Origin of the sequence: Klebsiella sp. JB_Kp004, assembly GCF_040065795.1 — a bacterium.
GTDB classification, from domain to species: domain Bacteria; phylum Pseudomonadota; class Gammaproteobacteria; order Enterobacterales; family Enterobacteriaceae; genus Klebsiella; species Klebsiella quasipneumoniae.
Map to the genome: position 1 here is coordinate 15512 of NZ_JBEAKW010000035.1, position 21265 is coordinate 36776.

Below are 21265 nucleotides of genomic sequence, written 5' to 3' on the forward strand. Positions count from 1 at the left end.
ATTTTTCACCCGTTCTAGTGGTGCAGCATCTCATCAACGATCTGCTCTTTATGCAGCGCATACGGATAATAGGTCGGCCAGTTATCCATCTCTTTCAGCAACGCTTCCTGTGATTCATTGCCCATGAAAATATGGAAATGCTGCGATTTACGCGGGCCAATGATGTGGTCGCTGAACTGGACATATTTTGGCGCGCTGGCATCGCCCTGCTGGCACTCGAACAGATAACGTACGCCCTTCTTACCGGAGGCGTAATGCAGGATTTTGTAGCCTGAATAGCGGTATTTGCAGCTGTTGACGGTCTCGCCAATGTGGAACTCAATCACGTCATCTTCAATGCCAATCTGTTCCACATCGGTGGCGTAGCCCTTCTTATAATAGGCCCGATACTCCTCCACGCTCTTGCCGCCGGGCTTTTTCGCCTTCTGCTCCAGCACCGGATCGAGATCGCCGTTGAGCAGATACGGGTTCACCGACTGCCAGACGCCCTCCCAGTCGCTCAGCGCGCGGTCCTGCACATCTTTATCCGCAAAAATGCCTTCGCTGGCCTGACGCTCCACTTCGGTTAGCGCTGGCCCATGGCTATGGTTGCCGTGGGCGAACGCCTGGGCGCTGGCTAGCGCCATGCCGAGTCCCAAGGCCAGCAGGGGGATCTTTCTGGTCATTACTCTCTCCTGAGTTTGCTATCAATGATGACAAATTGTTACGATATAACATATCTTAAATGAGAAGCAATAGCGACAGGCTGGCGCTTTTACCGCTGGAATAATGTCCGGTATGATGAAAAGGGTGATGCGCGGGGCGGAACAATGATGGACAACGATATCAATCAACTTATTGATGCATTGCTAAAAAAGCAGACCAGCCTCGGACGGGTTTATTTCGCCGGCGAGACGCGCTCGCCTGCTGAACCGGTGGTGCAGGTTGATTTTCCCCGTCTGAATATCCTCCTCGATGGGCAGCTGCGCGACCAGGCGCTCGGCGATAACGCCCCGCTCCTGGAGGCCCATGACGTGCTCTATATTCCTGGCGATAGCTGGAACTGCCCACAGTGGCAGGCGCCCTGCCTGCTGTTAAGCATCCTGTTCGCTAAGCAGCAGCTGGAGTGCTCGCTGCAGCGTTGGAATGGCAAGACGATCGCCGTTGTTGAAAAGCTACAGGCGCTGCGTCGCGGGCCGCGCGTCGGTTCCTTCCTGCTGCAGGCCCTCAACGAGATCCGGATGCAGCCGCAGGAGCAGCAAACCGCCCGCAGCATCGTCATCAGCCTGCTCAGCCACTGCCATGATCTTCTCGGCAGCCAGGCGCAAACCTCCTCGCGCAGCCAGGCGTTGTTCGAGGCAATCCGTCAGTACATCGAGGTCCATTACGCGGAGCCGCTGAGCCGGGAATCGGTCGCCCAGGCGTTCTATCTCTCTCCCAACTATCTTTCCCATCTGTTCCAGAAATGTGGGCCAATGGGCTTCAATGAATATCTAAACCACATTCGTCTCGAACAGGCCCGTATGCTGCTGAAGGGCCACGATATGAAAGTGAAAGACATCGCCCACGCCTGCGGCTTCGCCGACAGCAACTACTTCTGCCGCCTGTTCCGCAAAACCACGGAACGCTCGCCGTCTGAATACCGCCGCCAGTACCATAGCCAGCTGATGGAAAAATCGTCGGCGGCAAAGAACTAGATTTTTGTGTGTTAAACCTGACTTTTGTGCGCGCTATAGTTTCCTGCCATCCCAGCCAGCATCGATAAATGTGATCTAAATCATCCTTAATCACGATGCGTACATTTATCCAGTTTTTGGCAAATTTGTCATCTGGCGATCCTTCGAACGAAAGCCGTATGCTTACCTCAACGACAGCACCGAATTAAGCATTGAGGAAAACGCTATGGAACTCTATCTGGATACCGCCAACGTCGCCGAAGTGGAACGCCTGGCCCGCATCTACCCGCTGGCCGGGGTGACCACCAACCCGAGCATTATCGCCGCCGGTAAAACCCCGGTGTGGGATGTACTGCCGCGCCTGCAAAAAGCCGTTGGCCCGGAAGGAATTCTGTTCGCGCAGACCATGAGCCGCGATGCGCAGGGCATGGTGGCAGAAGCCAAACGCCTGAGCAACGCCGTGCCGGGCATCGTGGTCAAAATCCCGGTCACCGCCGAAGGCCTCGCCGCTATCCAGCTGCTGAAGAAAGAAGGCATCCCGACCCTTGGCACCGCCGTCTACAGCGCTTCACAGGGTCTGCTGGCCGCGCTGGCTGGCGCAAAGTACGTCGCGCCTTACGTTAACCGCGTCGACGCTCAGGGCGGAGACGGCATCCGCATGGTGCAGGAACTGCAATCCCTGCTGGAAATGCATGCGCCCGAAAGCAAAGTGCTGGCGGCAAGCTTCAAAACGCCCCGTCAGGCGCTGGATTGCCTGCTGGCTGGCTGCGAAGCAATCACCCTTCCACTAGATGTAGCGCAACAAATGCTCGGCACCCCTGCGGTAGAGTCAGCCATAGAGAAGTTTGAACAGGACTGGAATAACGCCTTTGGCACGCTGAACCTGTAACCGGACCCGCGCGCCGCCTGCGGGCGGCATCACGGTCATCGAGGAGGAATCGAAATGGATCGCATTATTCAATCACCAGGCAAATACATCCAGGGCGCAGGCGCCATCAAGCGCCTTGGCGACTACCTGAAACCGCTGGCCGAACGCTGGCTGGTCGTTGGCGATAAATTCGTGCTGGGATTCGCGGAAGAGATGCTACGCAAAAGCCTGGCTGACGCCGGCCTGGCGGCGGAAATCGCGCCGTTTGGCGGTGAATGTTCGCATAATGAAATCAATCGCCTGCGCGATATCGCCGGCAGTGCGAAATGCACCGCCGTGCTGGGGATCGGCGGTGGTAAAACCCTGGATACCGCGAAAGCGCTGGCCCATTTTATGAAGGTGCCGGTGGCGATCGCCCCCACCATCGCCTCCACCGATGCGCCGTGCAGCGCACTGTCGGTGATTTACACCGACGAAGGCGAGTTCGACAGCTATCTGATGCTGCCGCACAACCCTAACATGGTCATTGTCGATACGCAGATCGTTGCTGGCGCGCCGGCTCGCCTGCTGGCCGCCGGGATTGGCGATGCGCTGGCCACCTGGTTCGAAGCCCGCGCCTGCTCACGCAGCGGCGCCACCACCATGGCGGGCGGGAAATGCACCCAGGCGGCGCTGGCGCTGGCCGAGCTGTGCTACAACACCTTACTCGAAGAGGGTGAAAAAGCGATGCTGGCCGCCGAACAGCACGTGGTCACTCCGGCGCTGGAGCGGGTGGTGGAAGCCAACACCTATCTGAGCGGCGTCGGTTTTGAAAGCGGTGGCCTGGCGGCAGCCCACGCGATTCATAACGGCATGACGGCCATCCCTGACGCTCACCACTATTATCACGGTGAAAAAGTGGCGTTCGGCACCCTGACGCAGTTGGTGCTGGAAAACGCGCCGGTGGAAGAGATCGAGACTGTCGCCGCGCTATGTCACAGCGTTGGGCTGCCGATCACGCTGGCGCAGCTGGATATCAAAGGCGACATCCCGACCAAAATGCGCCTGGTGGCGGAAGCCGCCTGCGCTGAAGGAGAAACCATCCACAATATGCCGGGCGGCGTCGACGCCGACCAGGTCTACGCCGCGCTGCTGGTCGCCGACCAATATGGCCAGCGCTTCCTGCAGGAATGGGAATAATCCAGAGCAAAACAAAACACCCGGCGTCAGCCGGGTGTTTTTTTATGTTTATCAGCCGGACGCGTCGCCCACTGACGGCGGAAACGGCAAACACTCAGGCCGGACGCACGCCCAGCGTATGACAGATGGCGTAGCTCATTTCGGCGCGGTTAAGGGTGTAGAAGTGGAAATCTTTTACCCCTTCCCGACTTAAGATCTTCACCATGTCCATGGCGATATTCGCCCCCACCAGCTGACGGGTTTCGGCGTCATTATCCAGCCCTTCGAACATTTTCGACATCCACACCGGGATACGAACGTTGGTCATATCCGCAAACTTTTTCGCCTGTTTAAAGTTGGAAACCGGCAGGATACCCGGAATAATTTCCACGTCGATGCCCGCCGAGACGCAGCGATCGCGAAAACGCAGGTAGCTTTCCACATCGAAGAAGAACTGGGTGATCGCGCGGTTGGCGCCTGCCTCGACTTTGCGTTTCAGGTTGAGCAAATCCGCCTGCGCGCTTTTCGCTTCCGGATGCACTTCCGGATATGCGGCGACGGAGATATCAAAATCTCCCAACTCTTTCAGCAGAGTGACCAGATCGGCGGCGTACATCTCCGGTTTACCGCTGCCCGGCGGCAGGTCGCCGCGCAGAGCGACGATATGGCGGATGCCGTTGTTCCAGTAATCCTGGGCGATAGTGCGCAGCTCATCGCGAGTAGCATCGATACAGGTCAGGTGCGGCGCCGCTTCCAGACCGGTTCGCTCTTTAATACCTTTGATGATGCTGTGGGTGCGATCGCGCTCGCCGGAGTTCGCGCCATAGGTCACCGAGACAAACTTCGGTTTCAGACTGCTCAGGCGATCGATGGATTTCCACAGGGTTTGCTCCATTTCACTGGTGCGCGGCGGAAAGAATTCAAAGGACACATTAATCTGGCCCTGGACTTCCGCCAGGCTCTGATTCAGGGCTTCCCGCTGATTGGCGTGAAAAAAGCTCATACCTTACCTCATCAATCGCATGTAATGGCTGTTGTGTTGCGAACTTCTATACGTTTAGACGTCCAGATGTAAAAATGACGGAAAAGCGCCCGGGCGTCAATAGAAAAATCTGCGTAAAGAGTGAGGAAAAGGCTGCCAACATGAAAAAACTTCATCTACCGGCGCTTTGCCAGCCGAAAGAGCCCGCTCTGCGGTCAACATGGGGTAGAACGATATTCAGCATGAGACGAGCGAGTCGTCAGGTGATCATCCAGCAGTGAGAGCCATTGCTGCACGGCTCCTGCCTGGTGAGGCGCATAGATCACCCCAAGGCTTAACGGCATGCTGTCGCCTTCAGCGACAGGGCAGAACACTACCCCCTGACGCTGGATCGCGGAAAAGGACGCCGGCAGGAGGATCATGCCTTCCCCACGCGCGATTCGCGCCAGCAGCACATCATGTTCGGCAGGCTCTTCCACATAAGCGGGGGTATAGCCAGCCCGGTCGAAAATGCGCCGCGTGTAGTCAAAGAAATCGGGGTTACGCTCGCGTTTAAACCAGAACAGCGGCCGATGATTGAGCGCGCTTAGCGTTAACGCTGGTATGACGGCTTCCGGCCAGGAGGCTGGCACTGCCGCGATGAGCGGCTCCTGATACGGCAATGGATGCAGGTGCAGCCCTTCAGTATTGAGCGGCAGCGCGACCAGCGCCGCATCGAGTTTGCCTTTGCGCACCTGCTGCGCCAGCGCCGGTGAGGCGTGGCGGGTGATATGCAACCCGCGGGTATGTTCGCTCAGCGCAGATTCAACAGCAGCGAAAATGCCTTGTTCGAAGGCGGTGGTCACGCCCAGACGCAGAGACGGCGGCGAGTGAACGGAGAGTTCACTCAATGCCGCCAGCGTGCGTTCCTGGAGCGCCAGCATGGGCCGAATGATCGCCAGCACCTCTCTGCCCGCGTCGGTAAGGATCAGGCCTTTGCTATGGCGCTGAAACAGCGTCACCCCCAGCTGCGCTTCCAGATAGCGCATATGGCGACTCAGCGGCGGCTGCGAGATAAATAACCGCTGCGCCGCCCGGCTGATGTTATTTTCCTCAGCTACCACGGCAAAGGCACGCAGCAGGCGGATATCGAGAGAATGTAATCGCGAAGTTGTCATACTGAAAAGGTATCACGAAAAGGGTATTACTCAAGTCCGGTAAACTTCCCTACCCTTCCTCTCAACGCATCATCACAGAGAGGAAAAAACGATGTCCAGCGAACGTTATACCACCGGTCAGGAAATGCTTCAGCGCGTGGACGGTAGCGGCGGGGAGGCCGTCGTCAACAGCCTGCGGGATATCGCCCCCGACTTCGCCCGCTATCTGATTGAGTTCCCCTTCGGCGATATTTACGCCCGGCCAGGGCTTGATTTGCGTAGCCGGGAAATCGCCACCATCGCCGCGCTCACCGCGCTGGGTAACGCCGAGCCGCAGCTGAAAGTGCATATTGCCGCGGGATTAAATGTCGGTCTGACGCAAGAGGAAATTACGGAAGTGATCATGCAGATGGCGGTCTACGCCGGATTCCCGGCGGCGCTAAACGGCCTGTTTGCCGCTAAAGCAGTTTTTGCGGCGCACTAACAAAAAAGACCAGGCCGCGCCTGGTCTTTTCCAGGGACTACAGCAGCTGCGCCAGACGGTTAATATCCGACTGGATCGCCCCGGCGGTCACATCGCGCCCGGCGCCGGGCCCGCGGATCACCAGCGGATTATCGCGATACCAGCGGCTTTCGATAGCGAACACGTTATCGCACGGCAGCAGCGCCGCCAGCGGGTGCTCTTCGCGTACCGCCTCCACGCCGACGCGTGCTTTGCCGTTGGCATCAAAACGCGCCACGTAGCGGAGCACCAGCCCCATCTCGCGGGCCGCCTCCAGGCGCTGCAGCATCTGCTCGTTCAGCTCTTCGCCATTCTCAAAGAAGTGATCGACCGAACCCTCTTCACAGTGCGCCGGGACCAGTGATTCCACGCGCACCTGATCCGGCTCGATGTCGTAACCCGCTTCCCGCGCGAGGATCACCAGCTTGCGCATCACATCTTTACCGGACAGATCGACGCGCGGATCCGGCTCGGTCAGACCCTGCTGCCACGCCTGATCCACCAGGTCGGTGAACGGCACGGTGCCATCAAACTGCAGGAACAGCCAGGAGAGCGTTCCCGAGAAGATACCGCTCAGGCCGAGGATGGTATCGCCGCTGTCGATCAGGTCGCGCACCGTATGGTTCACCGGCAAGCCGGCGCCCACGGTGGCGTTATACAGCCAGTGGCGCCCTGTCTTCTCAAACGCGTCGTGGATCTGGCGATACTTATCGCTGCTGCTGGCCCCCGCCAGCTTGTTGGCGCTGATCACGTGGAAGCCATGGCTGGCGAAATCAAGATACTGGTCGGCCAGCTGCTCGCTGGCGGTGACGTCCAGCACTACTAAATCATCATACGGGTGCGCGCGCATCCACAGGAACAGCGACTCTTCGTCCTGCTCCACCGCTTCATCGTTGAAGAAAGCCAGCGCCCGGCTGGCGTCCAGCCCGTCGTAGTTCAGCAGACTGCGTTTACTGTCGACCACGCCGGCGAGAACAAACTCAAAGCCGGTGCGCGCCGAGAGCGTGGTTTGTTCACGGGCGAACAGCTCCAGCCAGCGGGAACCGATGTTCCCTTTGCCGAACAGCATCAGGCCGATACGCTTTTCGGCACGAAACAAGGACTGGTGCAGCCCCTGGATCAGGCTTTCCGTCGGCCCGGCGCGCAGGACGGCCACCAGGCTGATCCCCTCTTCCGACTGCCAGGTGAACTCTACCGGCTGCCCTTTCAGCTGCTGCCAGAAACGGTGGCAGTGCAGTGGGTTGCGGGTGACGCCCGCGCCCACCATCGCCACCAGCGCCAGCTTCTGACGCAGACGCAGCTCGCCCGGCAGACCTGCCTCATCGAGCAGCTTCAGCGCGCTGTCGGCCACCTCGGAGGTATAGCAGAACTGCAGCAGTTTGCGGTCGGCATGGACGCCAACGGCTAACGGGCGCAGCTGGGCGCGTTTGAGCAGGGCGTCCAGCTCTTTATGCGCCAGTTTGAAATCGTGACCGGCCGGCACCTGGAACTCCACCAGGCAGACATCGTCATGGCTGGTGACAATCCGGGCGCCAGTACCGGAGGCCAGCACGCGCTCAATGCGCGTGGAACCCTGTTCCGGCGTATAGCTGCAGCGTAACTGCAGATCGATATCGCTGGCGGAAACCGGCTGTAGCGTGCGGGCATGGAGCACCGGCGCGGCCAGACGCGCCAGCTCGCTGGCTTCGTCCAGACGCAGCAGCGGCAGCAGACAGGCGTCTTTCACCTTGCGCGGATCCGCGCTGTACACCCCGGCGACGTCGCTCCAGATAGTGACGCGGGAAGCGCCCGCCAGCGCGCCGATCTGGGTGGCAGAGTAGTCAGACCCGTTACGGCCCAGCAGGACGGTTTCACCGGCCTGGTTGCGGGAGATAAAGCCGGTCACCACCAGACGCTTGTTAGGATGCTGCGCCATCAGCTGCTGCAGCAGTGGATAGGATAATCCTTCATCCACCTGCGGCTGCGCGGCGCGTTCCGCGCGCAGGAACGCGCGCGCGTCCAGCCAGGCGGCTTCCATTCCCAGCTGGTTGAGAACCGCCGCCATCAGGCGCGCGGACCACACTTCCCCATGGCCGACCACTTCCGCATAGACCGCTTCGGAAACCCCGCCGTCCAGCAGACCAGCCAGACGCTCAAGGTCGTGGATAAAGGCGGCGATCAACGTATCCGCCGCCGCAGGCTCCACCAGACCGCCAATCAGCTCGGTGTGATAGCGGCGAAGCGACTGCTGAACCTGATGCGCAGCAAGGCGATCGCTCTGGCTAAGCTTAAGCCAGCTGATCAGCTGGTTGGTGGTGCTGCCAGCGGCGGAGACGACCATCATGTCCCCCGCCTGCGAATACTCCTTCATGATCCCCGCGACGCGCAGGTAACATTTCGCATCCGCTAAACTACTCCCACCAAATTTGTGCAGCTGACGACCCTTCGCCCCTGCCTGCGCAATCACACTCATCTTTATTCCTCGTTTGCTGCCCGGAAGCCATTTTCCAGGTCGGCAATTAAATCTTCACCATCTTCAATACCGGTCGAAATACGCAGGAGCGTTTCTGAAATTCCGGCGGCGGCACGCGCTTCAGGCGCCATGCCGGCATGCGTCATCGTTGCCGCATGGGAAATCAGGCTTTCAACGCCCCCCAGCGATTCCGCCAGTGTAAACAGCGACAGCCCGCTCAGGAAGCGGCGCAGCGTCTGCTCGTCACCGTCCAGCTCGAAGCTTAACATTGCGCCAAAACCTTTTTGCTGACGCGCCGCAATTTCATGCCCCTGGTTTTCCGGCAGCGACGGATGATACAGCTTTTTCACCAGCGGCTGGGTTTTCAGATACTCGACGATCGCCAGGGCATTACGTTGCGCCACTTCCATGCGGGGAGAAAGCGTCCGCAGCCCGCGCAACAGCAGATAGCTGTCGAAGGCGCTGCCGGTGACGCCAATGTTATTCGCCCACCATGCCAGTTCGGTGACAGTCGCCGGATCGTTGGCAATCACCACCCCGGCCACCACATCAGAGTGACCATTAAGGTATTTAGTACAGGAGTGCAACACCAGATCGGCGCCCAGCGCCAGCGGGTTTTGCAGCGCCGGACTCAGGAAGGTGTTATCGACCACGCTGATCGCCCCGGCTTCGCGCGCCAGACCACAGATTTTCGCAATATCCACCACCCGCAGCAATGGATTACTTGGGCTTTCGACCAGCACCAGCTTCGGTTTTTCCGCCAGCGCCGCCCGCAGCGCCTGCTCATCGTTTTGATCGACGAACTGAACGCGATAGCAGCCGCGCTTCGCCAGGCTATCGAACAGACGGTAGCTGCCGCCGTAGCAGTCGTGCGGCGCCACCAGCAGATCGCCAGGCTTAAGGAACACCGTCGTCACCAGCAGGATCGCCGACATACCGGTATTGGTCAGCACCGCGCCAGCGCCGCCCTCCAGCTCCGCTAAAGCGCGCTGCACCACATCACGCGTCGGGTTGCCGCGGCGGGAATAGTCGTGAGCGCGAGGTTCATTAAAGTCGGTGAAGTTATAGGTACTGGAGAGGTGGATCGGCGGGACAACGCAACCGTACTGCTCGTCGTCATTTAAACCGCTACGCACTGCGATGGTGGCCTGTTTACGCGTCATGTTGGGAAGTTCCTGGGCTGAATCGGTGAAAAGTCAGGCTCCAGAGTAAACATTGTCACAATAGACGTCAATACATCTGGACATCTAAACTTCTTTGCGTATAGATTGAGCAAAGTGCAAATAGCCGTTAAAATTATATGCATTAGCGCACGTCGGCGGCGGCTTATCTCATGTCAGAAAGCCCGCGCATACGGTAAACTACGCGCGATTATAGCCCGGGCGGAATATTCTGGCCCTTCACTAATAAACAGAGGATTAAGGTATCTCATGGCTGAATGGAGCGGCGAATATATCAGCCCATACGCTGAGCACGGTAAGAAGAGTGAGCAAGTAAAGAAAATTACGGTTTCCATTCCTCTGAAGGTGTTAAAAATCCTCACCGATGAACGCACGCGTCGTCAGGTGAATAACCTGCGTCACGCGACCAACAGCGAACTGCTGTGCGAAGCGTTCCTGCATGCCTTTACCGGACAACCGTTGCCTAACGATGAAGACCTGCGTAAAGAGCGCAGCGATGAGATCCCGGAAGCGGCGAAAGCGATTATGCGTGAACTGGGTATCGACCCGGATACGTGGGAATACTGAGACGATAAAAAGGGCGGAAGCACGCTTCCGCCCTTTTTCTTTCCCGCCCAGGCAGGCGAGAGACACAAAAAAGCCGCCCTGAGGCGGCTTCTTCTGGCAACTTACTTGCTGCCCGGGATGCTGAAGCGCTTGTTGAAGCGGTCAACACGGCCACCGGTAGCAACATCACGCTGTTTGCCGGTGAAGAACGGGTGGCATTTGCCGCACACGTCGAGGTTCAGGTCGTGACCTACGGTGGAGCGGATTTTCATGACATTACCGCAAGAACAGGTAGCAGTAATTTCGTCGTAATTTGGGTGAATACCTTTTTTCATGGGAGAACCTCAGTTAAGGCCGCGTCGCTCTTCCAGCCCTAACGCCAGACACCACGCGATATTAGTAATTTCCCGTCGCCCTCTACGCTGTTGACAGCGTGAAGCACGCGGTAATGGTCAATCTTCAATGCGATATAAAGCGCATCAAAGGCGGCGAATCATACAGAATTTGACCAGCATATGCAAACTGATCCGCGCCGCCTTATCGTAATGTGTATACTATCCCGCCAGATTTCAAGTCAGGAAGATGACATGCCCGTCGCCCACGTTGCCCTACCCGTTCCGCTACCGCGCACTTTTGACTATCTGCTGCCTGAAGGCATGGCGGTCAAAGCGGGCTGTCGGGTGCGGGTGCCGTTCGGCAAACAGGAGCGGATCGGTATTGTCGCGGCGGTCAGCGAACGCAGCGAGCTGCCGCTGGACGAGCTAAAACCGGTCGCGGAAGCGCTGGACGACGAACCGGTCTTCTCCGGTACCATCTGGCGGCTGCTGATGTGGGCGGCTGAGTATTACCATCATCCGATTGGCGATGTGCTGTTCCATGCGCTGCCCATTCTGCTGCGCCAGGGCAAACCCGCCAGCGCGACGCCGCTGTGGTACTGGTTCGCCACCGAGCAGGGGCAGGCCGTCGACCTTAACGGTCTGAAACGCTCGCCGAAGCAGCAGCAGGCGCTGGCGGCGCTGCGCCAGGGAAAAATCTGGCGTCATCAGGTTGGCGAACTGGAATTTAATGAAGCGGCGCTGCAGGCGCTGCGCGGCAAAGGGCTGGCGGAGCTGGCCTGCGAAGCGCCCGCCCTCACCGACTGGCGCAGCGCGTATTCGGTTGCCGGCGAACGCCTGCGTCTTAATACCGAGCAAGCCACCGCCGTCGGGGCGATCCACAGCGCCGCCGATCGCTTCTCCGCCTGGCTGCTGGCGGGTATTACCGGCTCAGGGAAAACGGAAGTCTATTTAAGCGTGCTGGAGAATGTGCTGGCGCAGGGGCGCCAGGCGCTGGTGATGGTGCCGGAGATCGGTCTGACGCCGCAGACCATCGCCCGTTTCCGCCAGCGCTTTAACGCGCCGGTGGAAGTGCTGCACTCCGGACTCAATGACAGCGAACGTCTTTCGGCCTGGCTGAAGGCGAAAAACGGCGAAGCGGCCATTGTGATCGGCACCCGCTCCTCGCTGTTTACCCCGTTTAAAGACCTCGGCGTCATCGTTATCGACGAAGAGCATGACAGCTCCTACAAGCAGCAGGAGGGCTGGCGCTACCATGCCCGCGACCTGGCGGTATGGCGCGCCCACAGCGAACAGATCCCGATTATTCTCGGCTCGGCGACGCCGGCGCTGGAGACCCTGCATAACGTCCGCCAGGGCAAATACCGCCAGTTAACCTTAAGCAAACGCGCGGGCAATGCGCGCCCTGCCCAGCAGCACGTGCTCGATCTCAAAGGGCAACCGCTGCAGGCGGGTCTGTCTCCCGCGCTGATTAACCGTATGCGCCAGCATCTGCAGGCGGATAACCAGGTGATCCTGTTTCTTAACCGCCGCGGCTTTGCGCCAGCGCTGCTGTGCCACGACTGCGGTTGGATAGCGGAATGTCCGCGCTGCGACAGCTACTACACGTTGCACCAGGCGCAGCACCATCTGCGCTGCCACCATTGCGACAGTCAGCGCCCTATCCCGCGCCAATGTCCCTCCTGCGGCTCCACGCACCTGGTGCCGGTGGGTATCGGCACCGAACAGCTGGAGCAGGCCCTGGCGCCGCTGTTCCCTGACGTGCCTATCTCGCGTATCGACCGCGATACCACCAGCCGCAAAGGGGCGCTGGAGGAGCATCTCGCCGCCGTCCATCGCGGCGGGGCGCGTATTTTAATTGGCACCCAGATGCTGGCCAAAGGCCACCACTTCCCGGACGTCACCCTCGTCTCCCTGCTGGACGTCGACGGGGCGCTGTTTTCCGCGGATTTCCGCTCCGCCGAGCGTTTCGCTCAGCTCTATACCCAGGTCTCCGGGCGAGCGGGACGGGCAGGAAAACAGGGCGAAGTGATCCTGCAAACTCACCATCCTGAACACCCTCTGCTGCAGACCCTGCTGTATAAAGGCTACGACGCCTTCGCCGAACAGGCGCTGGCAGAGCGGCAGACAATGCAGCTACCGCCGTGGACCAGCCATGTGCTGATTCGTGCGGAAGACCATAACAACCAGCAGGCGCCGCTGTTTTTACAACAGCTGCGCAATCTGCTGCAGGCCAGTCCGCTGGCCGACGACAAGCTATGGGTGCTCGGTCCGGTTCCGGCGCTGGCGCCGAAGCGCGGCGGCCGCTGGCGGTGGCAGATATTGCTGCAGCATCCTTCGCGGGTACGCCTGCAGCATATCGTCAGCGGTACGCTGGCGCTGATCAATACGTTGCCGGAGGCGAAAAAAGTGAAGTGGGTGCTGGATGTCGATCCTATTGAAGGGTAAGCCTTCTCTTGCGAGCCGGATCGAAAAATTTAACAAGCATCACGTTTTTCATGAAAATTCTGTAACTCACTGCCGCGACTATCTGATAAAAATGATGCAGCAGTTAGCGCGCAAGGGAAATGCCAGCGCCATTCAGCGAGGAGAAACCAGGTGAAGCCCAAAAAACAAGTGGTTGCCGCCACCATGAAAGACGTCGCCTTAAAGGCAAACGTTTCCACGGCAACCGTGTCCCGAGCGTTGATGAACCCTGATAAGGTGTCGCAAGCCACCCGTAACCGGGTCGAGCAGGCGGCGCTGGAAGTCGGCTATTTACCGCAGTCGCTCGGACGCAATATGAAGCGCAACGAATCGCGGACGATCCTCGTGATCGTCCCGGATATCTGCGATCCCTTTTTTAGCGAAGTGATCCGCGGTATTGAAGTCACTGCCGCCGAGCACGGATATCTGGTGTTAATCGGCGATTGCGCCCACCAGAATCAGAAAGAAAAAACCTTTATCGACCTTATCATCACCAAGCAGATTGACGGCATGGTGCTGCTCAGCTCGCGCCTGCCGTTTGACGCCAGCGTGGAAGAGCAGCGTAATTTGCCGCCGATGGTCATGTCGAACGAGTTCGCGCCGGAGCTGGAGCTGCCCACCGTCCACATCGATAACCTGACGGCGGCTTTTAACGCGGTAAACTATCTTCACGAGCTGGGACACCAGCGTATCGGCTGCATCGCCGGCCCGGAAGATATGCCGCTGTGCCATTATCGCCTGCAGGGTTACGTGCAGGCGCTGCGCCGCAGCGGTATCACCGTTGATCCGCACTATATCGCTCGCGGCAACTTTACCTTCGAAGCTGGCGCCAATGCGCTGGAGCAGCTGCTGTCGCAGCCGGTACCGCCCACCGCGGTCTTTTGCCATAGCGATGTGATGGCGCTGGGCGCCTTATCGCTGGCGAAACGCCGCGGTCTGAAAGTGCCGGACGACCTGTCGATTGTCGGCTTCGATAACATCGCGTTGTCTGAATTTTGCGATCCGCCATTGACCACCGTGTCACAGCCGCGTTTTGATATCGGCCGTGAAGGAATGCTGCTATTACTTGAGCAAATGCAGGGTCATAACGTGAACAGCGGCTCGCGCCTGCTCGATTGCGAACTGATTGTTCGCGGCAGTACGCAAAAAATCAGACGATAACCATCAGGCTTTCGGGCCTGCTCTTCTGGTCAAAGGCCCGCCGCTTAAGTAACATGGCGGGCTGACGAACGAATATAAGACAGCGAAACGATAGTGGCACAACGAGATTATGTACGCCGCAGCCAACCGGCTTCTTCGCGGCGCAAAAAGAGCACTACCCGAAGCTCAAGGAATAAGCAAAGCAGCCTCCCGGCAATTTCACCGGCTATGGTGGCGATCGCGGCGGCTGTGCTGGTGGCCTTTATCGGTGGACTCTATTTCATTACGCACCATAAGAAAGAAGAAGCGGAAGCGATGCAAAATCGCCAGGCCGCCGGCAACGGCTTGCCGCCAAAACCGGAAGAGCGCTGGCGCTATATTAAAGAGCTGGAAAGCCGCCAGCCGGGCGTTCGCGCGCCGACCGAACCGACCGCCGGCGGCGAAGTAATGAAACCGGAGCAACTGACCGACGAACAGCGTCAGCTGCTGGCCCAGATGCAGGCCGATATGCGTCAACAGCCGACTCAGCTGACCGAAGTGCCGTGGAACGAACAAACGCCGGCCCAGCGCCAGCAGACGCTGCAGCGTCAGCGTTTAGCGCAGCAACAGCAGCAGGCGCAACAGCAACAGTGGGCGCAAACTCAGCCGCAGACCGTGCAGCAGCCGCCGCGCGTTCAGCAGCCGAAGCCGGTCCAGCAGCAACAGCCGAAGCAGACCGCGTCAAACCAGCAGCCGTACCAGGATCTGCTGCAGACGCCGGCGCACACTACGACTACGCAGCCGCGCGCGCAGGCCGCCGCGCCGGTGACTCGAGTGGAGGAAGCGCCGAAAACGACCGCCGAGAAAAAAGACGATCGTAGCTGGATGATCCAGTGCGGCTCCTTTAAAGGCGCCGAGCAGGCCGAAACCGTCCGCGCTCAGCTGGCTTTCGAAGGGTTTGCCTCGCACATCACCACCAACAACGGCTGGAACCGCGTGGTCATTGGCCCGCTGAAAGGCAAAGAAAGCGCCAACGAGATGATCACCCGCCTGAAGATGGCTGGACACGCGAACTGCATTCGTCTCGCCGCCAGGGGTTGAAACCCTCAAAATCCCCCCCATCTATAATTGCATTCGGCCCCGCGGACAGCGCGGGGCCCCTGTTCCGCTTTTGCAACCAAGGGGTCTGCTCGTGACTACAATTGTAAGTGTTCGCCGTAACGGCCATGTTGTTATTGCCGGTGATGGCCAGGCCACGCTGGGCAACACCGTAATGAAGGGCAACGTGAAAAAAGTGCGTCGTCTGTACAACGACAAAGTGATTGCCGGTTTCGCTGGCGGCACCGCCGACGCCTTCACGCTGTTCGAACTGTTTGAACGCAAACTGGAAATGCACCAGGGCCATCTGGTGAAGGCCGCCGTTGAGCTGGCTAAAGACTGGCGAACCGATCGGATGTTGCGCAAGCTGGAAGCGCTGCTGGCCGTCGCGGACGAAAACGCGTCGCTTATCATCACCGGTAACGGTGACGTGGTACAGCCGGAAAACGATTTGATTGCTATCGGCTCCGGCGGTCCTTACGCCCAGGCCGCGGCCCGCGCGCTGCTGGAAAACACCGATATGGGCGCGCGCGATATCGCCGAGAAAGCGTTGGATATTGCAGGTGATATCTGCATCTATACCAACCATTTCCACACCATCGAAGAATTACCTTCTAAAGCGTAAGGATCTCCCATGTCTGAAATGACCCCACGCGAAATTGTCAGCGAACTGGACAAACACATTATCGGCCAGGACGCCGCCAAGCGTTCTGTTGCTATCGCCCTGCGTAACCGCTGGCGCCGGATGCAGCTTAACGAAGAGCTGCGTCATGAAGTCACGCCGAAAAACATTCTGATGATCGGCCCAACCGGCGTCGGTAAAACCGAAATCGCTCGTCGTCTGGCGAAACTGGCCAACGCGCCGTTTATTAAAGTTGAAGCGACGAAGTTCACCGAAGTGGGCTATGTCGGTAAAGAAGTGGACTCTATCATCCGCGATCTGACCGATGCGGCGATCAAAATGGTTCGTATGCAGTCCATCGATAAGAACCGTTACCGCGCGGAAGAGCTGGCGGAAGAGCGCGTGCTTGATGTGCTGATACCGCCGGCGAAGAACAACTGGGGCCAGACTGAGCCGTCGCAGGAACCGTCTGCGGCGCGCCAGGCGTTCCGTAAGAAACTGCGTGAAGGCCAGCTGGACGATAAAGAGATTGAAATCGATCTCGCTGCGGCGCCGATGGGCGTTGAAATCATGTCCCCTCCGGGCATGGAAGAGATGACCAGCCAGCTGCAGTCCATGTTCCAGAACCTCGGCGGCCAGAAGCAGAAACCGCGTAAGCTGAAAATCAAAGACGCGATGAAGCTGCTGATTGAAGAAGAAGCGGCCAAACTGGTCAATCCGGAAGAGCTGAAGCAGGAAGCCATCGACGCTGTTGAGCAGCACGGTATCGTCTTTATCGACGAAATCGACAAAATCTGTAAGCGCGGCGGCAACACCTCCGGCCCGGACGTCTCCCGTGAAGGCGTACAGCGCGACCTGCTGCCGCTGGTGGAAGGCTGCACCGTCTCCACCAAGCACGGGATGGTCAAGACCGACCACATCCTGTTTATCGCCTCCGGCGCGTTCCAGGTGGCCAGCCCGTCCGATCTGATCCCGGAACTGCAGGGGCGTCTGCCGATCCGCGTTGAGCTGAAGGCGCTGACCACCCATGACTTCGAGCGCATCCTGACCGAACCGAACGCCTCCATCACCGTGCAGTACAAGGCGCTGATGGCGACCGAAGGGGTGAATATCGAATTCACCGAAGACGGTATCAAGCGTATCGCTCAGGCCGCATGGCAGGTAAACGAAACCACCGAGAACATCGGCGCGCGCCGTCTGCACACCGTGCTGGAGCGCCTGGTGGAAGATATCTCCTATGATGCCAGCGAGATGAACGGCCAGACCGTCACTATCGATGCCGAATATGTGAGTAAGCACCTGGATGTTCTGGTGGCAGATGAAGATCTGAGCCGTTTTATCCTATAATCCGGTGCAATGCATTTTCATCACTGTTGATGGGGGCTATCGCCCCCATTTTTATTGGCTAAAATAACTATGACTGATATCAGCCGTTCTCAGGCGTGGCTGGAAAGCCTGCGTCCTAAAACGTTACCGCTGGCGTTTGCCGCGATTATTGTTGGCACCGTCCTTGCCTGGGAGCAGGGGCATTTTGATCCCTGGGTCGCCCTGCTGGCGCTGATCACCGCCGGCTTGCTGCAAATTCTTTCCAACCTCGCCAATGACTACGGCGACGCGGTCAAGGGGAGCGATAAACCGGACCGCATCGGGCCGCTGCGCGGGATGCAGAAAGGGGTGATTACCCCCCAGCAGATGAAGCGCGCCTTGATTGTCACCGTCGCGCTGATCTGTCTGTTTGGTCTGGCGCTACTGTGCGTCGCCTGGCAGAGCGTCGGCGATTTCATCGGTTTCCTCGCGCTGGGTGGCCTGTCGATCGTGGCCGCCATCACCTACACAGTGGGCACCCGCCCGTATGGTTATATTGGCCTCGGTGATATTTCGGTACTCGTTTTCTTCGGCTGGCTGAGCGTCCTCGGCAGCTGGTATCTGCAAGCCCACAATGTGGAAGCGGCCATTTTTCTGCCGGCAACGGCCTGCGGTCTGCTGGCGACCGCCGTACTGAACATCAATAACCTGCGTGATATCGACAGCGACCGGCAGAACGGGAAGAACACCCTCGCCGTGCGCCTGGGGCCGGTCAATGCCCGCCGCTATCATGCCTGCCTGCTGCTCGGCGCCCTGCTGTGTCTGGCGCTGTTTAACCTGCTGGCGCTGCATTCTGCGTGGGGCTGGCTGTTTATTCTCGCCACGCCGCTGCTGGTCAAACAGGCGCGTTACGTCCTGCGCGAATCCGATCCGCTGGCGATGCGGCCGATGCTCGAAAAGACGGTCAAAGGGGCTTTACTGACCAACCTGCTGTTTGTTATCGGGATTATTGCCAGTAAGCTGGCGGCTTAACTGACAAATATCAATTAACAATTGATGATTTTGCCAACAATGCGATTCGCGGGATATACTAAAAACTCTCGCAGCAACTGAACGTTAAGCCTATGAAATACGATACTTCCGAGCTTTGTGACATCTACCAGGAAGATGTCAACGTCGTGGAACCGCTGTTCTCTAACTTTGGAGGACGGTCGTCGTTTGGTGGACAGATCATTACGGTAAAATGTTTCGAGGATAACGGGTTGCTCTACGATCTGCTCGAGCAGAATGGCCGTGGTCATATTCTCCTGATCGACGGCGGCGGCTCAGTACGACGCGCGTTAATTGACGCTGACCTGGCTCGTCTGGCCGTACAGAATGAATGGGAAGGGTTGGTGGTCTATGGCGCGGTGCGCCAGGTTGACGACCTTGAGGAACTGGATATCGGCATCCAGGCGCTGGCGGCCATTCCGGTCGGCGCGGCTGGCGAAGGCATCGGCGAAAGCGACGTGCGCGTCAATTTCGGCGGCGTGACCTTCTTCAGCGGCGACCATCTGTATGCCGATAACACCGGGATGATTCTGTCGGAAGACCCGCTGGATATCGAATAAACCTTGCGCCATAAAAAAGGCCTTCTCCATGAGAAGGCCTTTTGTTTATCCGGCGCGTAACTTAGTACAGTTTCTTCGCGCAATCCAGCCAGTCGTTCTTGAACGGACGCTTCATGTTCTCAATGGCATCGATGATGTCGTGGTGCACCAGCTTCTCGTTCTGGATGCCGACGCAACGGCCGCCATGGCCCTGCAGCAGCAGCTCAATCGCATAGGCGCCCATGCGGGAAGCCAGGATACGGTCGTAAGGAACCGGGGAACCGCCGCGCTGAATGTGGCCGAGGACGGTAGCACGGGTTTCACGGCCGGTCTCTTTCTCGATGTAGCTTGCCAGCTCGTCAACGTCGCACATGTGCTCGGTGATCGCCACGATAGCGTGTTTCTTCCCTTTCGCGATGCCGGCTTTGATTTCCGCTACCAGATCGTCACGGGTATATTCCACTTCCGGCACCATGATGAACTCACAGCCGCCGGCAATCGCCGCCGCCAGAGTCAAGTCGCCACAGTAACGGCCCATCACTTCCACCACGGAGATACGCTGGTGCGATGAGGAGGTGTCGCGCAGACGGTCAATCGCTTCCACCACGGTGCTCAGAGCGGTGAAGAAGCCGATGGTGTAGTCAGTGCCTTTGATATCGTTGTCGATAGTGCCCGGCAGGCCGATGCACGGGAAGCCCATCTCGGTCAGGCGCATCGCCCCCATATAGGACCCGTCACCACCGATAACCACCAGCGCGTCCAGGCCACGCTTCTTCATGTTTTCGATAGCCACTGCGCGGATGTGTTCTTCGCGGAATTCCGGGAAGCGAGCGGAGCCCAGGAAGGTGCCGCCGCGGTTGATCATGTCGGAAACGCTGTAACGGTCGAGCTGAACCATACGGTCTTCGTACAAGCCGAGGTAACCGTCATAGATTCCAAAAACTTCCAGACCTTCCGTTAATGCCGCGCGCACAACGCCACGAATTGCTGCGTTCATGCCCGGCGCATCACCGCCACTTGTCAACACACCGATTTTCTTAATCATGACTACCTCTGAACTTAGGAAGCAAAAAATAATTCTGTTGCCTGAAGCGCTCCCTCACCAGGAGTGCACGACGCTAATGACAATAGTATATCAAACGCCTCAAGCTGAATTGATTCAGGTCAGACCAAACGGCGGTAATTTATACAAAAAATGCCGAGCTGACCCACATTTTTACATCGAGTTTACAGACTATAACCTAACGCTCAAAAAAGCCCTGCTGCGCCGCCGGCACCACAGAACTGGGATCCTGATGGATAATGACATCGGAACCCGGGAAACGGCGCAGAATCGCCTGCTCCACCTGGTCTGCAATCACGTGGGCTTGCACCAGCGGGAGGTTATCTTCCATTTCCAAATGAATCTGAATAAAGCGGGTCGGCCCTGACTGCCGCGTTCGTAGATCGTGCGCCCCGCGGATGCCGGGCCATGCGGTCACGATGGTGATAATGTCCTGACGCTCCTCGTCAGGCAAAGCGCGGTCGAGTAACGACTGAACCGCCTCATAGCCCATCCGCAGCGCGCTATATAAAATATAGATGCCAATTCCTAAGGCAAACAACGCATCGGCGCGATGCCAGCCGTACCAGGAGAGGCCCAGCGCCACCAGAATGGCGCCGTTCATCATAACATCAGACTGATAATGAAGCATATCCGCCCGCACCGCCTGGCTTTGGGTTTTTCGCACCACCCAGCGCTGGAAGGTCACCAGCGCTAGCGTGCTGAACAGGGCAATCAACGTGACGACAACCCCGACGCCGGCGGCCTGTAGCGGCTCCGGACGCACCAGGTGCTGAATACCGGTAAGAAACAGAAACAGCGCCGAGCCGGAGATAAACATGCTTTGCGCCAGCGCCGCCAGCGACTCTGCTTTGCCGTGGCCAAAGGTATGTTCTTCATCAGCAGGCTGCAGCGAATAGCGCACCACCAGCAGGTTGGTCAGCGAGGCGGCAATATCCACCAGCGAATCCACCAGCGCGGCCAGAATACTGACTGAACCGGTATACCACCACGCAAAAATTTTGATCAAAAGTAACGCGGAGGCCATCGCCGTCGCAGCGATAGCGGCGCGGCTGACCAACCGGCCATAAGATTGATTCATATAGGCTCCTTCTCCTGCACTGCGCTTAGTATAACCTGAACTGGTGACGCTCAAGGGACAGGCGAAGAAGTTGATTTGCCGAAAAAGGACAAAAAAAACCCCCACAT

General features: G+C 58.4%; 20 protein-coding genes. 12 read left to right on the top strand and 8 right to left on the bottom strand.

Features of this window, described 5'->3' with window-relative positions; translation table 11 throughout:
- Positions 1-14: 14 nt before the first annotated feature.
- Positions 15-665 carry a metal-binding protein ZinT gene (zinT, locus tag ABLX76_RS15325; RefSeq protein ID WP_023291535.1) on the bottom strand — a complete coding sequence of 217 codons (651 nt, stop codon included), beginning with the start codon at positions 663-665 and terminating at the stop codon, positions 15-17.
- Positions 666-734: 69 nt separating this feature from the next.
- On the opposite strand from zinT, the gene ABLX76_RS15330 reads away from it, so the two are divergent.
- The 3 genes from ABLX76_RS15330 to ABLX76_RS15340 all read left to right on the top strand — a co-directional run bounded on the left by ABLX76_RS15330 (position 735) and on the right by ABLX76_RS15340 (position 3702).
- The gene (locus ABLX76_RS15330; protein WP_241515741.1) at positions 735-1676 is read left to right on the top strand and encodes an AraC family transcriptional regulator; all 942 of its coding nucleotides are present in this window, start codon (positions 735-737) and stop codon (positions 1674-1676) included.
- A 205-nt stretch (positions 1677-1881) separates the two neighbouring features.
- Positions 1882-2544, top strand: a complete 663-nt coding sequence (gene fsa / locus ABLX76_RS15335) for a fructose-6-phosphate aldolase (RefSeq protein ID WP_032454484.1) — start codon at positions 1882-1884, stop codon at positions 2542-2544.
- A 54-nt stretch (positions 2545-2598) separates the two neighbouring features.
- Positions 2599-3702, top strand: a complete 1104-nt coding sequence (locus ABLX76_RS15340; protein WP_032454483.1) for a glycerol dehydrogenase — start codon at positions 2599-2601, stop codon at positions 3700-3702.
- A 94-nt stretch (positions 3703-3796) separates the two neighbouring features.
- Here the strand turns inward: ABLX76_RS15340 and metF are convergent, their stop codons facing one another.
- A complete protein-coding gene (metF, locus tag ABLX76_RS15345; RefSeq protein WP_348874784.1) occupies positions 3797-4684 on the bottom strand; it encodes a methylenetetrahydrofolate reductase in 888 nt (295 codons plus the stop codon).
- Positions 4685-4878: 194 nt separating this feature from the next.
- Positions 4879-5820 carry a LysR family transcriptional regulator gene (locus ABLX76_RS15350; protein WP_087849051.1) on the bottom strand — a complete coding sequence of 314 codons (942 nt, stop codon included), beginning with the start codon at positions 5818-5820 and terminating at the stop codon, positions 4879-4881.
- 91 nt (positions 5821-5911) lie between these two features.
- Between ABLX76_RS15350 and ABLX76_RS15355 the strand changes: the two genes are divergently transcribed.
- On the top strand, positions 5912-6283 hold the full coding sequence (locus tag ABLX76_RS15355; RefSeq protein WP_023291530.1) for a carboxymuconolactone decarboxylase family protein: 372 nt from the start codon (positions 5912-5914) through the stop codon (positions 6281-6283).
- Between the two features lie 37 nt (positions 6284-6320).
- Here the strand turns inward: ABLX76_RS15355 and ABLX76_RS15360 are convergent, their stop codons facing one another.
- Both ABLX76_RS15360 and metB read right to left on the bottom strand, forming a co-directional pair.
- Positions 6321-8753, bottom strand: a complete 2433-nt coding sequence (locus tag ABLX76_RS15360) for a bifunctional aspartate kinase/homoserine dehydrogenase II (RefSeq protein ID WP_023291529.1) — start codon at positions 8751-8753, stop codon at positions 6321-6323.
- 2 nt (positions 8754-8755) lie between these two features.
- Positions 8756-9916: a cystathionine gamma-synthase gene (gene metB / locus ABLX76_RS15365; protein WP_004203678.1), complete on the bottom strand. Its 1161-nt coding sequence runs from the start codon at positions 9914-9916 to the stop codon at positions 8756-8758.
- A gap of 267 nt (positions 9917-10183) precedes the next feature.
- On the opposite strand from metB, the gene metJ reads away from it, so the two are divergent.
- Positions 10184-10501, top strand: coding sequence for a met regulon transcriptional regulator MetJ (metJ, locus tag ABLX76_RS15370; RefSeq protein ID WP_002882924.1), 318 nt, complete (start codon positions 10184-10186; stop codon positions 10499-10501).
- A 101-nt stretch (positions 10502-10602) separates the two neighbouring features.
- Here the strand turns inward: metJ and rpmE are convergent, their stop codons facing one another.
- Positions 10603-10815 (bottom strand): 50S ribosomal protein L31, encoded by a 213-nt coding sequence (gene rpmE, locus ABLX76_RS15375; RefSeq protein WP_002882922.1) that lies wholly within the window; start codon positions 10813-10815, stop codon positions 10603-10605.
- Between the two features lie 252 nt (positions 10816-11067).
- On the opposite strand from rpmE, the gene priA reads away from it, so the two are divergent.
- The 7 genes from priA (at position 11068) to rraA (ending at position 19035) form a co-directional block, all read left to right on the top strand.
- On the top strand, positions 11068-13263 hold the full coding sequence (gene priA, locus ABLX76_RS15380; RefSeq protein ID WP_348874789.1) for a primosomal protein N': 2196 nt from the start codon (positions 11068-11070) through the stop codon (positions 13261-13263).
- Between the two features lie 150 nt (positions 13264-13413).
- A complete protein-coding gene (cytR, locus tag ABLX76_RS15385; RefSeq protein ID WP_004203676.1) occupies positions 13414-14442 on the top strand; it encodes a DNA-binding transcriptional regulator CytR in 1029 nt (342 codons plus the stop codon).
- Positions 14443-14535: 93 nt separating this feature from the next.
- Positions 14536-15501: a cell division protein FtsN gene (gene ftsN / locus ABLX76_RS15390; protein ID WP_072072771.1), complete on the top strand. Its 966-nt coding sequence runs from the start codon at positions 14536-14538 to the stop codon at positions 15499-15501.
- A 91-nt stretch (positions 15502-15592) separates the two neighbouring features.
- Positions 15593-16123: an ATP-dependent protease subunit HslV gene (gene hslV / locus ABLX76_RS15395; protein ID WP_002882918.1), complete on the top strand. Its 531-nt coding sequence runs from the start codon at positions 15593-15595 to the stop codon at positions 16121-16123.
- A gap of 9 nt (positions 16124-16132) precedes the next feature.
- Positions 16133-17467, top strand: coding sequence for an HslU--HslV peptidase ATPase subunit (hslU, locus tag ABLX76_RS15400; RefSeq protein ID WP_002882917.1), 1335 nt, complete (start codon positions 16133-16135; stop codon positions 17465-17467).
- 69 nt (positions 17468-17536) lie between these two features.
- Positions 17537-18457, top strand: a complete 921-nt coding sequence (menA, locus tag ABLX76_RS15405) for a 1,4-dihydroxy-2-naphthoate polyprenyltransferase (RefSeq protein ID WP_004203673.1) — start codon at positions 17537-17539, stop codon at positions 18455-18457.
- Positions 18458-18549: 92 nt separating this feature from the next.
- Entirely contained in the window at positions 18550-19035 is a 486-nt protein-coding gene (gene rraA, locus ABLX76_RS15410; protein WP_002882913.1) for a ribonuclease E activity regulator RraA, read from the top strand.
- A gap of 61 nt (positions 19036-19096) precedes the next feature.
- Here the strand turns inward: rraA and pfkA are convergent, their stop codons facing one another.
- Together pfkA and fieF are read right to left on the bottom strand one after the other, a co-directional pair.
- Positions 19097-20059, bottom strand: coding sequence for a 6-phosphofructokinase (pfkA, locus tag ABLX76_RS15415; RefSeq protein ID WP_002882911.1), 963 nt, complete (start codon positions 20057-20059; stop codon positions 19097-19099).
- Between the two features lie 196 nt (positions 20060-20255).
- Positions 20256-21158 (bottom strand): CDF family cation-efflux transporter FieF, encoded by a 903-nt coding sequence (gene fieF, locus ABLX76_RS15420; protein WP_008807873.1) that lies wholly within the window; start codon positions 21156-21158, stop codon positions 20256-20258.
- Positions 21159-21265 lie beyond the last annotated feature (107 nt).

Excerpts from the sequence above, each read along its gene's own strand:
- zinT (WP_023291535.1), bottom strand. The coding sequence starts at position 665 with ATGACCAGAAAGATCCCCCTGCTGGCCTTGGGACTCGGCATGGCGCTA.
- fsa (WP_032454484.1), top strand. The coding sequence starts at position 1,882 with ATGGAACTCTATCTGGATACCGCCAACGTCGCCGAAGTGGAACGCCTG.
- ABLX76_RS15340 (WP_032454483.1), top strand. The coding sequence starts at position 2,599 with ATGGATCGCATTATTCAATCACCAGGCAAATACATCCAGGGCGCAGGC.
- metF (WP_348874784.1), bottom strand. The coding sequence starts at position 4,684 with ATGAGCTTTTTTCACGCCAATCAGCGGGAAGCCCTGAATCAGAGCCTG.
- ABLX76_RS15350 (WP_087849051.1), bottom strand. The coding sequence starts at position 5,820 with ATGACAACTTCGCGATTACATTCTCTCGATATCCGCCTGCTGCGTGCC.
- ABLX76_RS15355 (WP_023291530.1), top strand. The coding sequence starts at position 5,912 with ATGTCCAGCGAACGTTATACCACCGGTCAGGAAATGCTTCAGCGCGTG.
- ABLX76_RS15360 (WP_023291529.1), bottom strand. The coding sequence starts at position 8,753 with ATGAGTGTGATTGCGCAGGCAGGGGCGAAGGGTCGTCAGCTGCACAAA.
- metB (WP_004203678.1), bottom strand. The coding sequence starts at position 9,916 with ATGACGCGTAAACAGGCCACCATCGCAGTGCGTAGCGGTTTAAATGAC.
- metJ (WP_002882924.1), top strand. The coding sequence starts at position 10,184 with ATGGCTGAATGGAGCGGCGAATATATCAGCCCATACGCTGAGCACGGT.
- rpmE (WP_002882922.1), bottom strand. The coding sequence starts at position 10,815 with ATGAAAAAAGGTATTCACCCAAATTACGACGAAATTACTGCTACCTGT.
- priA (WP_348874789.1), top strand. The coding sequence starts at position 11,068 with ATGCCCGTCGCCCACGTTGCCCTACCCGTTCCGCTACCGCGCACTTTT.
- hslU (WP_002882917.1), top strand. The coding sequence starts at position 16,133 with ATGTCTGAAATGACCCCACGCGAAATTGTCAGCGAACTGGACAAACAC.
- menA (WP_004203673.1), top strand. The coding sequence starts at position 17,537 with ATGACTGATATCAGCCGTTCTCAGGCGTGGCTGGAAAGCCTGCGTCCT.
- rraA (WP_002882913.1), top strand. The coding sequence starts at position 18,550 with ATGAAATACGATACTTCCGAGCTTTGTGACATCTACCAGGAAGATGTC.
- pfkA (WP_002882911.1), bottom strand. The coding sequence starts at position 20,059 with ATGATTAAGAAAATCGGTGTGTTGACAAGTGGCGGTGATGCGCCGGGC.
- fieF (WP_008807873.1), bottom strand. The coding sequence starts at position 21,158 with ATGAATCAATCTTATGGCCGGTTGGTCAGCCGCGCCGCTATCGCTGCG.